The 12,960-nt window shown below is 42.0% G+C and carries 12 protein-coding genes; 11 read left to right on the top strand and 1 reads right to left on the bottom strand.

Translation table 11 applies throughout. The annotated features are described in order from the left end of the window. From VIM89_RS15445 to VIM89_RS15415, 7 genes are all read left to right on the top strand, one after another. Window positions 1-1,906: efflux RND transporter permease subunit (locus VIM89_RS15445; RefSeq protein ID WP_488157070.1), on the top strand; the 1,906-nt coding region annotated here is incomplete at its 5' end. Further along, entirely contained in the window at window positions 1,896-2,984 is a 1,089-nt protein-coding gene (locus VIM89_RS15440; protein WP_488157069.1) for an efflux RND transporter periplasmic adaptor subunit, read from the top strand. The genes VIM89_RS15445 and VIM89_RS15440, both read left to right, overlap by 11 nt. A 271-nt stretch (window positions 2,985-3,255) precedes the next feature. Next, window positions 3,256-4,407: a porin gene (locus VIM89_RS15435; protein ID WP_488157068.1), complete on the top strand. Its 1,152-nt coding sequence runs from the start codon at window positions 3,256-3,258 to the stop codon at window positions 4,405-4,407. A gap of 21 nt (window positions 4,408-4,428) precedes the next feature. After that, window positions 4,429-5,406, top strand: a complete 978-nt coding sequence (locus VIM89_RS15430) for a PstS family phosphate ABC transporter substrate-binding protein (RefSeq protein WP_488157067.1) — start codon at window positions 4,429-4,431, stop codon at window positions 5,404-5,406. A 107-nt stretch (window positions 5,407-5,513) separates the two neighbouring features. Then, window positions 5,514-6,410: a phosphate ABC transporter permease subunit PstC gene (pstC, locus tag VIM89_RS15425; protein ID WP_488157066.1), complete on the top strand. Its 897-nt coding sequence runs from the start codon at window positions 5,514-5,516 to the stop codon at window positions 6,408-6,410. Next, the gene (pstA, locus tag VIM89_RS15420; RefSeq protein WP_488157065.1) at window positions 6,407-7,255 is read left to right on the top strand and encodes a phosphate ABC transporter permease PstA; all 849 of its coding nucleotides are present in this window, start codon (window positions 6,407-6,409) and stop codon (window positions 7,253-7,255) included. The genes pstC and pstA overlap by 4 nt, the downstream gene beginning before the upstream one ends. A gap of 2 nt (window positions 7,256-7,257) precedes the next feature. Further along, complete coding sequence (locus VIM89_RS15415; protein WP_488157064.1) at window positions 7,258-8,019, top strand: phosphate ABC transporter ATP-binding protein; 762 nt, start codon at window positions 7,258-7,260, stop codon at window positions 8,017-8,019. A gap of 125 nt (window positions 8,020-8,144) precedes the next feature. On the opposite strand, the gene VIM89_RS15410 is transcribed toward VIM89_RS15415, so the two are convergent. Further along, a complete protein-coding gene (locus VIM89_RS15410) occupies window positions 8,145-8,477 on the bottom strand; it encodes a hypothetical protein (protein WP_488157063.1) in 333 nt (110 codons plus the stop codon). A gap of 101 nt (window positions 8,478-8,578) precedes the next feature. Between VIM89_RS15410 and VIM89_RS15405 the strand changes: the two genes are divergently transcribed. The 4 genes from VIM89_RS15405 (at window position 8,579) to VIM89_RS15390 (ending at window position 12,842) form a co-directional block, all read left to right on the top strand. After that, window positions 8,579-8,911 (top strand): hypothetical protein, encoded by a 333-nt coding sequence (locus tag VIM89_RS15405; RefSeq protein WP_488157062.1) that lies wholly within the window; start codon window positions 8,579-8,581, stop codon window positions 8,909-8,911. A gap of 93 nt (window positions 8,912-9,004) precedes the next feature. Continuing rightward, window positions 9,005-10,084: a glutamate 5-kinase gene (proB, locus tag VIM89_RS15400; RefSeq protein WP_488157061.1), complete on the top strand. Its 1,080-nt coding sequence runs from the start codon at window positions 9,005-9,007 to the stop codon at window positions 10,082-10,084. Window positions 10,085-10,171: 87 nt separating this feature from the next. Continuing rightward, a complete protein-coding gene (locus tag VIM89_RS15395; RefSeq protein ID WP_488157060.1) occupies window positions 10,172-11,422 on the top strand; it encodes a glutamate-5-semialdehyde dehydrogenase in 1,251 nt (416 codons plus the stop codon). Between the two features lie 52 nt (window positions 11,423-11,474). Further along, window positions 11,475-12,842: an NAD-dependent succinate-semialdehyde dehydrogenase gene (locus VIM89_RS15390; protein ID WP_488157059.1), complete on the top strand. Its 1,368-nt coding sequence runs from the start codon at window positions 11,475-11,477 to the stop codon at window positions 12,840-12,842. Window positions 12,843-12,960: the final 118 nt, after the last annotated feature.

The raw sequence follows: 12,960 nt of genomic DNA, 5'->3' as shown, positions 1-12,960 counted from the left end.
GATGAATGGCGTGCCGAAGGCGATGTTCCTGCCGTTATCATTGTCTATCGGTTTGACCATGATCGTTTCCTACATACTAGCACAAACACTGGTGCCAATCATGAGTAACTGGATGATTAAAGCTGAACGTTACCAGCATTACCACCATGGCGAAATACATGCCCATGCAGGTGAGTCGCTTGATCACCCTGAAGAAGACCAAATACAGATGCATCAGCAGCAAGAAGAAGCACATCCTGAAGAAAATGATCTGTTTGAACGTGTAAAAATGCGCTTCATAGCAATCATCAAACGAATGATGCCGCGCAAAAAATTGTATGTGCTTACCTATCTTGTTGTTGTGATTGCTTTGGCAGCTGTAGGCTTTGTGTTTATAGGTAAAGACATGATGCCTAAGCTCAATAATGGAGAATTCCAGATACGAATAAAGGAACCACAGGGAACCCGGCTTGAACGTACTGAAGATAAGTTTAAGCAAGTTCTTAATATTATTAACCAGACGGTAAATAATCACGTAAAGATCACTTCCGGATACATTGGTTTGGTGCCGAGTAGTTTTGGTAGCAGTAACCTGTATGTGTTTAATACAGGCACCCATGAAGCAGTTTTGCAGGTGAACCTGGACGAAGATTACCATATCAATATGGATGAGCTGAAGGATGCCTTGCGCAAAAACATTGCTCACGCCCTACCCGAAATGACGATCACTTTTGAGCCGATCGATATGACTGAAAAGATCATGAGTTTGGGTGCTAACACTCCTATCGAAGTGCAAGTTGCCGGAAAAGATCTGGATCAGATTAAAACTTATGGCTATAAAGTTTTGGCCAAGCTGAAACAAATCCCCTATCTGCGTGATGTACAGATCAATCAGCCTTTAGATTACCCGGTAATTGCTATTTCACTCGACAGGTTGAAAGTGGCGCAATTGGGCTTAAATGTAAGCGATATTGCCCGGTCTGTTACCGCCAGTACCTCTTCCAGCCGTTTTACATTAAAAAATCTTTGGCTTGATGAGAAGAATGCATACACCTACCAGGTGCAGGCTCAGGTACCGGAGTACGTGATGAACAATATGGATGAGTTGAAAGAGATTCCGCTGGTAAAAGGCAAGAGCAGTCCTACCCTTGCCGATGTGGCCACCTTTAAACTTACTACCGCTCCGGCTGAATATGACCGTACAGGCCCCCGTCGCTTTATAACCATCGGGGCGAATATTTATAAAAAGGATTTAGGCACTGCTACTTCTGATGTGCAAAAAGCGGTGAAATCTATTGGTACTCCACCAAAAGGATTGATTGCAGAAGTTGGTGGTATGTCGGGTTTACTTACGGAAACCTTAAACAGCTTGCAAAATGGTTTGGGTTTTGCCATTCTCGTTATATTCCTGTTACTGGCAGCTAATTATCAATCGTTCAAAGTATCGTTAACCGTATTGGTAACTATTCCTGCAGTAATTTTAGGATCGATTACGGCTTTACTAATTACAGGAAGCACGCTCAACCTGCAATCCTACATGGGTATGATCATGTCGACCGGGGTATCTGTTGCCAACGCGATCCTGATCGTAACCAACGCCGAAAATTTAAGGCTGAAATATAAAGACTCTACCAAAGCTGCGGTAACCAGTGCATCTATCCGTTTAAGGCCTATTTTGATGACGAGTTTGGCAATGATCGCCGGTATGATACCGATGGCCTCCGGTTTAGGTGAAGCTGGTGAGCAATCCGCTCCGCTTGGCCGTGCTGTAATCGGCGGACTGTTTGCATCCACTTTTGCCGCCTTATTCATACTACCAATGGTTTTTGCCTGGGTACAGGAAAAAACAACTTACGATTCACCGGCACTGATGCCCGAAGAGTCAACCGAAACCACCAATTTAAATATTCTACAACATGAAATATAGATCGTATTTGTTAATAGCTGCGACAGCTTTGTTTGCAGCATGTTCAGGCAATCAAAAGCCCGTTGATCTGACCGAAAAATCCGGCAACGATAAAAGTACAGGTAAATATGAATTTGGCACAGTGAGCGAAAAGGCATTATCAAGCTCGGCCAGTTTACCAGGGCAGTTAGTGCCCTTTAATGAAGTAAACCTTTTCCCAAAAGTCAATGGCTTTGTAAAACAATTGTTTGTCGACCGGGGCTCAATGGTTAAAAAAGGTCAGTTGTTGATGATTTTGGAAGCACCCGAAATGGAAGCACAATTGCAAGCCGCCAATTCAAGGTATATACAGGCCCAGGAAAATGCTGAAGCCAGTAAAGAGAAATATGCACGTTTGAAGGAAGCCGCCAAAGAACCTGGTTCTGTATCACCTTTGGATTTGGATAATGCCAGCTCGAAAATGAAAGCAGACCTTGCAATGGCTCAATCAGAACATTCAAATGTTGAAGCTGTGCGTACCATGCAGGGTTATTTGCGTATCTACGCTCCTTTTGATGGTATGATCGTCCAGAGGAATGTTTCTCCGGGTGCGCTTGTTGCTCCGGGTAAAGAAACCGATCAGCCAATGCTCATTATACAAGACGTTAATAAAATGCGTCTTACAGTATACATTCCAGAAGATTATGTAGATAAGGTTGATCTGACCCAGCCCGTAAAATTCATCTTCAATGCGATGCCTGGGCAGGAACATACTGCTAAGATCAGCCGTTCAGCCAATGCTTTAGGCAGTATGCGCCAGGAAGCTATTGAGATTGATGTAATCAATCAGAATGGTAAACTAAAACCCGGTATGTATGCTGAAGTTAAAATCCCGATGGTATCTGGCGCCAAATCATTATTAGTACCTAATTCAGCCATTGTCCGCTCTACCGAAAAGGAATATGTTGTAACAGTTCGCGATGGCAAAGCAAGCCTGGTTGACATTAAAGAAGGACTCAACAGTAATGATTCTACTGAAGTATTCGGCGACCTGAAACCGAATGATAAAATACTCCTTCACGCCTCCGACGAGATCAAACAGGGAGACAGTATACAATAAAGTTAAGAGGTTACTTTACTGGTTCCGGGCCGGTAATCGTTCTGATTACCGGCTTTTTTTATGCAGTTATCGCTCTCTATGTAGTGAAATTATTTATCTGTTAATCAGGTAGATATAAGTTAATTTGAAAAAATAGTTGAAATCTTTTTTGACTTATTCATTTAAACTTTTCATATTTACACTACTAAATCAGTAGATTATATAGATTATATGGTTTTAATAGATAATAGACAACAGGCATTCAAATCAAAAAAACAACTTAACCCCTAAAATGAAAACACTTTACCTTAAAAGAATTTTATTTGTAGTCATCATCCTAACCTCGGCAATTGCATCTAAAGCTCAATCAAATGATGAGCTGATCAACCTGCTTATCAAAAAGAATTTATTAACTCAGCAGGAAGCAGACTCCCTCCGCTCTGACCTTGCTTTGAAAGAGCAGCAGAAACGCGACAAAGACAAAGAAAACCAACACAGCATTTCCATAGGTAGCCGCGCCTTGCAGATAAGTGGCTTGGTACAGGCACGTTACCAGGGCTTTGCCCAAAGCGGTGTAAATGATGCATTCGACATGCACCGTGCCCGTTTGGATGCAAAAGGTAATATCACCGACAACTGGTCGTATGAAGTTTATACCGAATTTGCTGGTAGCGGAGCTAAACTACTCGACGCTTATACAGCTTACAGATTTACCGACTTCCTGAAGATTCAGGCTGGTCAGTTTAAAGTTCCGCTTACTTATGAAAGTTTGGTTTCTGACTCCCAGTTGGATTTCATCGACCGTTCGCAGGTAGTTGAAGCTTTAGCCGGACGATCAAAAGATGTGATCGGTAACCAAAATGGCCGGGACATCGGTGTCCAAATAAGCGGCAGCTTTGCCAAATTAAATGATCAATATTTGTTCGATTATACATTCGGTGTATTTAACGGTGCAGGCTATGACGTTACTACCGACAATAACAACCACAAAGATATCGCGGGCCGTTTGGGCATCCATCCTATCAAAGGCCTTGATTTTGGAGGCAGCATATACGAAGGTGAAGATATTCCATTAGCTACCACAAAAGTACCTAATCCGGTTACGCAGGCACGTAATCGTTATGGTTTTGATGGTCGCTATGTTACCGGTCCGTTCTCAGTAACCGCTGAGTATCTGCACGGCACTGATGGCTCTGTTCACCGCGATGGCTGGTATGCACAGGCTGGTTATTATGTAATACCACAAATTCAGTTAGTGGCTAAATACGATACTTATGATCCAACTAAGACAATTTTGACAGATCGTTCAACCATTTATTACGGCGGTGTGAATTTCGTATTTAATAAATGGACTAAGCTGGCTGTGGATTACCTGTACAAACGCGAAGAAACAGTACAAATCAAAAACAACATCCTGGAAGCACAATTACAGATCGCATTCTAAAAAAACGCAAACGCAACAACAATGAAACGCATATTATTTAATAAGAAAACTATACTATCATTTGCAGCAATTACCGGTATAGTTGTCACATTATCATCCTTCAAAAAGGCTGAAAACAAACCAGCACCCGATGACCTGAAAGGTACCATCAATATTTCCGGTGCATTTGCCCTCTATCCTATTACTGTAAAATGGGCGCAGGAGTTTAAAAAAGCACACCCGAACGTCGTATTCAATATCTCAGCGGGTGGTGCGGGCAAAGGTATTACTGATGCTCTATCTGGATTGGTAGATATTGGCCTCGCATCAAGGGATATCAATCCTGCTGAAGTTAAAAAAGGAGCTTATACCATTTATGTAACCAAAGATGCAGTGGTACCAACCTTTAATACCGGCAATCCCAACGCTGCAACTCTGGAATCGAAAGGTGTAAAACGTGACCAGTTTGCCAATGTATTTGTTACCGGCTCAATTAAAAACTGGAATCAATTAGGTGGAAAAGTATCTGTTCCAATTCACGTTTATACCCGTTCAGATGCCGCCGGTGCAGCTGAAACCTGGGCCAAATACTTCAACAAAAAACAAGAAGACCTGCTTGGTGTAGGTGTTTATGGTGATCCGGGTCTGGCCCAGGCTGTTAAAAAGGATGTTACCGGAATAGGTTACAACAACCTGGCTTACCTGTACGATCTGAAAACCCGCAAACAGGTAGCCGGTGTACATGCATTGCCCATTGATGTAAACGGCAATGGTAAGATAGATGCTGACGAGAACTTTTATGATACGATAGATAATTTAACTGATGCTATTGCCTCTGGTAAATATCCATCCCCTCCGGCACGTAACCTTGGATTTCTTTTCAAAGGCAAACCAACACGCCCTGAACTGGTGGCATTTGTAAAGTTTGTATTGACCGAAGGCCAGAAGTATGTTGATGAGAACGGCTATATCCAGCTTTCAAAACAGAAAATAGCTGAGGAATTGAAGAAAGTAAATTAGAAAGTTAAGTAGTTGAATGGTTAAGTGGTTGATTATGTTGAATTAACATAATCAACCACTTAACATAATCAACCATTCAACCACTTAACCAATCAACTAAATCTCTAATGCAAAAATTCAGGCTACTAAAAGATAAAGTTCTTTCAAAAATAATGCTTATCCTCACCATACTATCGGTTTCGGTAGTGGTGGTGATAGGCATTGGGTTATACTATAAATCCGCCCCAGTGCTTAGTAATTCTTCTTGGTGGCAATTGCTTACCTCCAGCGAATGGAAACCACTTAAAGGGCGGTTTGGCTTTTTCCCTTTCATAATGGGCACGCTTTGGGTCACGGGCATAGCAATTATTATCGCATTGCCGCTGTGTTTGCTCAGTTCGTTTTATATTACAGAATATGCGCCCCAGCGGGTAAGGAAAATACTGGTTCCGTTTGTTAACCTGTTATCGGGCATACCCCCGGTAATTTTTGGTGTTTGGGGAGTGCTCTTTATTATTCCTCTTATTCAAAATCACATAGCACCGCATTTTGTCGAGTTTTCTACTGGTTATAGTGTACTGGCCGGTGGTATTGTGCTTGCAGTAATGATATTTCCATTGATCGTCAGTATTGTATGTGAAGTACTGAACACCATTCCGAAAGAGCTAAAAGAAGCATCCTTATCATTAGGTGCTACCAAATGGGAAACCATCCGAAAAGTTTATCTGCGCAAAGCGAAACCAGGTATAATAGCTGCTACAGTGCTGGCAATTTCAAGGGCCTTTGGTGAAACTATAGCTGTGCTGATGGTCTGTGGAAATAATGCTGATGTGCCGCATTCAGTATTTGATTCAGGCTACCCCCTACCTGCATTGATCGCCAATAATTACGGCGAGATGCTATCAATACCCATGTATGATTCCGCACTAATGTTCGCAGCATTACTGTTGTTCATCATTATTCTATTATTCAACATCATATCAAGGATGATCTTAGCCCGACTGGAAAGGAAACTGGCAGCATGACAAGACGAAAATTAGAAGAAAACCTTTTTAGGGTATTGATGCTCCTGTCGATTATCATCGTATCAGGTAGTTTTTTTCTCATCGTCGGTACCATATTTTACAAAGGCGTTCCTTTTATGAACTGGGATATGATTACCAAAATACCAGGTGGTGGCTTTTATATAGGTAAAGAAGGCGGCGTTTTAAATGCCATCATCGGTTCATTGTATGTAGCTGGTGGTGCAACCATATTGGGATTGTTCATTAGTATACCTGTAGCCATCTACATCAATATGTATCTGGGCAGCAGGAACGTTATCGCAAATTCACTAAGAATAGCTTTTGATGTGCTGTTCGGCATACCATCGATTGTTTACGGTGCATTCGGCTTTCTCATTATGGTTTATTTTGGGATTAAGGCATCACTGCTTGGTGGAATCCTGGCAGTAACTCTGTTAGTAATTCCCATACTGGTGCGTACGCTGGATGAAGTAATCATCACCGTTCCAAAAGAACTTCGTGATGCTTCATTGGCCTTAGGCGCCACCCGATGGGAAATGTCTAAAGTAGTTTTGAGACAAATCAGACCGGGGATATTTACCGCAATTCTATTATCCTTCGGTCGCGCAATCGGCGATGTGGCATCGGTGTTATTTACAGCCGGTTTCAGCGATAACATTCCAACATCACTTCATCAACCTGCTGCTACGTTACCATTAGCTATATTTTTCCAATTAGGCAGCCCTGTCGAAGAAGTACAGGGGCGCGCTTATGCATCAGCCTTAATATTAACCATCGTAGTATTGATCATTACCGTTTTATCGTCTTTTCTGGCAAAACGGTTCTCTAAAAACAAAATCCAGTAGTCATGACAAATAATCCGCATATCAGTGTTCAGCATTTAAATGTAAGCGTGGGTGATCACGAAATACTAAAAGACATTACTATTAATATCCCTAACAAAAAAGTGATCTCTATCATCGGGCCTTCGGGTTGTGGTAAAACTACTTTACTCAAGTCATTCAATCGCTTACTGGATGATACACCTGATGTAAAAGTGACCGGCAAGGTATTAGTAGACGGGGAAAACATTTACGATCCCAAAGCCGAAGTAACCCACATCCGCAAAAAGATGGGCCTGCTTTCACAGCGACCGTATCCCCTGCCGATGTCTATTTATGATAATGTAGCTTACGGTCCTCGCCTGCACGGCAACCCTAAAAAGGCTGAGCTGGATGAATTAGTAGAAACCCAACTAAAAGCAACCGGCTTATGGAATGAGGTAAAAGATCGCCTTCATGCTCCTGCAACTCGCCTATCTATCGGCCAGCAACAACGTTTATGCCTGGCTCGCGGATTAGCAGTTGAGCCGGAGATCATTTTAGGTGACGAATCCACTTCAGCCCTTGATCCGGTATCGACCAGCATTATCGAGGATTTATTCATTCATCTCAAACAAAAATATACCATCGTATTGGTAACGCACATCCTGCGCCAGGCGCGTCGGGTATCCGATTACATCATCTTCGTTTACATGGGTAAGATCATTGAATTCGGCGCGACCGAAGAACTGTTATTGAACCCGCAAAAAGAATTGACTAAGGAATATGTGAAAGGGTTTATTAGTTAAATGTCTGAATCAGAATTTGCAGGATTTTTCGCAATGATTGTTTTTATAGGTGCTCAAGAGGGCTACGCCGTTTAAGAATTAACAGAATTCTGAAAATCTTTTAATTCTGCAAATTCTGATTCAGACTACTTCAAGAACTTCCTTATAATCACCACCTTATTCACTGTGTCAATCATCAGGTCATGCCCTGCATAAGCAGCCACATCTACTCCGCCAAAAGATGTGCCGGGTGGGAACGATGCCCCTGAACCGATCATATCACCATTGACCTGCACAGGGTACAATGCTGAGTAAGAGCCATCGGTATTTCGCTTAAACACGTAGTCATAATGGACTCTAAAAGCCGTGTTGGTTGTAACTGGTGCATTTTTAGAAGTGTCGTCGGTCTTAGTTTTGGTTTGACCGAATGCTCCGATAGCTGTTAATACTAAAACGGTCAATATGATTAACTTTTTCATTTTGTGTTTAATAAGTATTTTTAATCATAAACACTAAATAAAAAGATTAGTTGTAGCGTTTCATGACTATCTAACGTACTGGCATTTAATTCAACGATGTTATGAAAAGGTATACCTGCAAACTAATCACGTTATTATTTATATCAGCTGCTTTTTTGGCCTGCAAAAAGGGTCATGAACAACTACCTTATCATGTAAACGAGGGTACAATTACCGAAAACTTTGCGTACTACGATTGTGCAACTTGTGGCGGTTATTTCATTAAGTTCACAACTGATACTTCAAAATTTTACAGGACATTCCAGGATCTAAGCAGTTTTGGCGTTACCGACACTTCTAAATTCCCATTAAAGGTCACTATTGGTTGGAAGCCGGATACCACTACTAAATTGGCCAATTTCATCACCGTGCTAAATCTTAAGATAGATAATTAACCTGTTTATTCACTGCAATCAATTATTATCACTATAATTCCCATCAATAACCTATAATTTATTAATATTGAAGCCTGAATTATACGTATACCAATGGCTTTCAATTACCACCGCATTGTAGTAAAGATCGGTTCCAACGTTTTAACGCAAAAAGACGGCCTACCCGATCTGAAACGCATTAGCCACCTTGTGGAGCAAATTGCAACTATCAAAAAGCAGGGAAAAGAAGTGATATTGGTATCATCAGGTGCCATGGCGTCCGGCCGGAGTATGATCACGGTATCTGATAAGGCGGATGCCGTAGCAGCAAGGCAATTATTAGCATCTATAGGTCAGGTGAAGCTTATTAATACTTACTCCAACCTGTTTGGTGAATATAATATGCTTTGCTCGCAGATACTGGTCACCAAGGAAGATTTCCGCGACCGGCTGCATTATCTCAATATGCGTAATTGCCTCGAAGTGCTTTTGCAACACCAGGTAATACCCGTAGTAAATGAAAACGACGTGGTTTCAGTGACCGAGCTGATGTTTACCGATAACGATGAGCTTGCCGGGTTGATCGCCTCTATGTTAAATGCTCAGGCGTTAATCGTCCTAACTAATGTGGATGGCATTTATGATGGCGACCCAAAACTTTCCAGTTCAAAAGTGATTGAGGAGATCGATAATTCAACACTTGATTTATCAGCATTTGTCTCTTCAGGTAAATCTCAATTTGGTCGTGGCGGGATGATCACCAAGTCAACTATGTCCCAAAAAGTGGCGCAATTGGGTATCGCAGTGCATATTGCAAATGGCACACGAGATAATATTCTAAACGATGTACTGGAAGATAAAGTGATTCATTCCAGATTTATTCCTGATAAAACCAAATCAGGCAAAAAGAAATGGATAGCACATTCTGTGCATTTCGCCACAGGCATTGTCAGGGTAAATGACGGCGCAAAAGCGGCCTTGCTATCCAGCAAAGCAACTAGTTTGCTGCCGGTTGGCATTGTAAGTATTGTAGCTGATTTTAATAAAGGAGAGATCATTAAATTGATCGACGAACAGGATAAGCTAATAGGTTTAGGTATTGCCGAATATGGCTCAGAAAAAGCAAAGGAACGTATCGGTCATAAAAACCAGAAAGCGCTGGTGCATTATGATTACCTTTATTTACAGAATTGATCTTGTGTCGTCCGTCCGTCACGGGGGTACCAATTGCTGACAACAGCCGGGACACTTGAGAAATATCGGGCATTATGATTTTACGAAATGGAATACAAACAATACTTTGAAGATGCATTATTAGCAGGCCGAGACATTGTAAGTGTCTCGCCTGATACCATAGTTGCTGTACTGAATGACCTGGCAGAGGCCGCAGTAGCTCAAACTACGCTCCTGCTCCAGGAAAATAAAAAAGACCTTGACCGCATGGATGTAAACGATCCCAAATATGATCGTTTAAAATTAACTGAGGCCCGCATAAAGGATATTGCTAAGGACATGGTAAACGTGGCCAATCTCCCTCATCCGCTTGGTCGTATCCTGTCAGAGAAGACGATGCCTAATGGTTTGAACATTAAAAAAATCAGTGTTCCTTTGGGTATTGTTGGCGTGATTTATGAAGCCCGTCCTAATGTTACTTTTGATGTATTCGCCCTCTGCTTTAAAACGGGTAATGTATGTATTTTGAAAGGCGGAAGTGATGCGGAGTTTTCTAATAAAGCTATTATCAAGATCATTCACGACGTACTGACTAAGCATGGCATCAATAAAAATGTTGCGGTGTTATTGCCTCCTGAGCGTGAAGCTACTGAAGCATTGCTGAATGCTACCGGATACATCGATGTATTGATTCCTCGCGGCAGTCAGAATTTAATCGACCGTGTTCGCCAACAAAGTAAAGTGCCGGTAATTGAAACCGGTGCAGGCATTGTACATACGTACTTTGATGAAACTGGCGATCTTCAAAAAGGCACTGAGATCGTATTTAACGCGAAAACTCGACGTGTAAGTGTTTGTAATGCGCTGGATTGTTTGGTGATAGATTCATCCCGCATTTCTGATCTTCCTGAATTAGTTAATAAGCTGTCTGAAAAAGATGTTGAGATATTTGCAGACGAAAGAGCTTACGGCTCCCTAAAAGGTAATTACCCTGATAATCTACTTCAAAAAGCTCAACCAGAACATTTCGGCACAGAGTTTTTAGACTATAAAATGGCCATTAAAACAGTGGATAGTTTTGATGAAGCTTTAAATCATATTGCCAGTCACAGCTCAAAACATAGCGAGGCTATTATTACGGAGAATGCCCAACATGCAGCTATATTCCTGAATAAGGTTGATGCTGCTGCTGTATATCTTAATGCGTCAACTGCCTTTACAGACGGTGCCCAATTTGGTTTAGGGGCCGAAATTGGCATCAGCACCCAAAAACTCCACGCCCGCGGACCGATGGGTTTGCAGGAGCTTACCAGCTATAAATGGATAGTTGAAGGCGACGGGCAGGTGCGCAATCCGTAATTAGTGCAACTATTTTTTGGATAAACTGTTTAACTTTGAGAGGTAGACAGTTATGAACCTAACTTCGATCAATCCCGTCAACGGGAAAGTATTAAAGAAGTACCACGCACATACCATTAAAGAAGTTGAGCAAAAGATTGCTCAGACGCATAAGTCATGGCTTAAGTGGAGAAACTCTTCTCATGAAGAGCGTAGCAGGCTTTTGACCAGTATGGCTGCGGTATTGCAAACCCGCAAATCAGAATTTGCGATACTAATGGCCCATGAAATGGGCAAACCTGTAAACCAGGGTGTATCTGAAATAGAAAAATGCGCCGCTGTATGCGAATATTATGCATCCAATGCATCCAAATGCTTAAGCGATCAGATCATCGAAACAGATGCCTCTAAAAGCTTTGTAACCTTTCAACCTATAGGCGTAGTACTGGCCGTAATGCCCTGGAACTTCCCTTTCTGGCAGGTGTTCCGTTTCCTTGCTCCTGCTTTGGCGGCCGGTAATTGTGGCGTATTGAAGCATGCCTCGAATGTGCCCGGATGCGCCCAGGCTATTGAAGAAGTAGTTCACCAGGCAGGCTTTCCCGACTATGTTTTTCAATCACTTATGGTAAATAATACCATGGTTGAACACATCATCGGGAACCCATTAATACAGGCTGTCACCTTAACAGGCAGTACCAATGCCGGTAAAATGGTAGCACAAAAAGCAGCTTCGTTTATCAAAAAAACTGTTCTTGAATTAGGTGGCAGTGATGCCTATGTTATCCTGGCCGACGCCAACCTGGAACAAGCAGCCGAAACTTGCGTGAACAGCCGCATCATCAATAGCGGCCAGAGTTGTATCGCTGCCAAACGGTTCATCGTTGTCAGGTCAGTTGAAAAGGAATTTACACAGTTATTCCTAAGTAAAATGAAAGCCAAAAAGCTGGGTGACCCTTTGGATATCAATACAGCCATAGGCCCGCAGGCTCGCAGCGATCTTCGTAACCAATTGCATGAACAGGTTAAACTATCTATAAAGAAAGGCGCCAAATGCATTTTAGGCGGATCACTACCAAAAGGCAAGAATGCCTTCTATCCGGCAACCATCCTCACCAAAGTAAAATCGGGTATGCCCGCTTACGATGAGGAATTATTCGGTCCCGTAGCATCTATAATCGTCGCCAAAGATGAAGCTGATGCTATAAAAAAAGCCAACGACAGCACCTTTGGCTTAGGCTCTGCCGTATTCACTAAAGACAAAAAGAAAGGTGAAAGAATAGCTGCAACCCAACTACAGGCAGGTTCTTGTTTCGTTAATTCACTCGTTAAATCTGATCCGCGTTTGCCTTTTGGAGGTATTAAACAATCCGGTTACGGTCGCGAGCTGGGCATGTTTGGTATCCATGAATTTGTGAATATAAAGACGGTGTTTGTTCAGTGATCAGTTAACCGGTGATCAGTTATTAGGCAGGGCTGACATTAACTTTAACGAAATATAAATTGATAATCAGATTTATATGTTGATTATATAATGTCTTAATTTAAATATAATAACAACA

This window comes from Mucilaginibacter sp., from assembly GCF_036568825.1.
GTDB lineage: Bacteria > Bacteroidota > Bacteroidia > Sphingobacteriales > Sphingobacteriaceae > Mucilaginibacter.
The sequence above is the reverse complement of the archived record's forward strand: the minus strand, read 5'-3'. Positions and strand labels throughout refer to the sequence as shown.

Bases quoted from the DNA above. Each gene is read 5' to 3' on its own strand.
- proB (WP_488157061.1), top strand. From the start codon at position 9,005: ATGGCTTTCAATTACCACCGCATTGTAGTAAAGATCGGTTCCAACGTT.
- VIM89_RS15430 (WP_488157067.1), top strand. From the start codon at position 4,429: ATGAAACGCATATTATTTAATAAGAAAACTATACTATCATTTGCAGCA.
- pstC (WP_488157066.1), top strand. From the start codon at position 5,514: ATGCAAAAATTCAGGCTACTAAAAGATAAAGTTCTTTCAAAAATAATG.
- pstA (WP_488157065.1), top strand. From the start codon at position 6,407: ATGACAAGACGAAAATTAGAAGAAAACCTTTTTAGGGTATTGATGCTC.
- VIM89_RS15410 (WP_488157063.1), bottom strand. From the start codon at position 8,477: ATGAAAAAGTTAATCATATTGACCGTTTTAGTATTAACAGCTATCGGA.
- VIM89_RS15440 (WP_488157069.1), top strand. From the start codon at position 1,896: ATGAAATATAGATCGTATTTGTTAATAGCTGCGACAGCTTTGTTTGCA.
- VIM89_RS15395 (WP_488157060.1), top strand. From the start codon at position 10,172: ATGGAATACAAACAATACTTTGAAGATGCATTATTAGCAGGCCGAGAC.
- VIM89_RS15415 (WP_488157064.1), top strand. From the start codon at position 7,258: ATGACAAATAATCCGCATATCAGTGTTCAGCATTTAAATGTAAGCGTG.
- VIM89_RS15405 (WP_488157062.1), top strand. From the start codon at position 8,579: ATGAAAAGGTATACCTGCAAACTAATCACGTTATTATTTATATCAGCT.
- VIM89_RS15435 (WP_488157068.1), top strand. From the start codon at position 3,256: ATGAAAACACTTTACCTTAAAAGAATTTTATTTGTAGTCATCATCCTA.
- VIM89_RS15390 (WP_488157059.1), top strand. From the start codon at position 11,475: ATGAACCTAACTTCGATCAATCCCGTCAACGGGAAAGTATTAAAGAAG.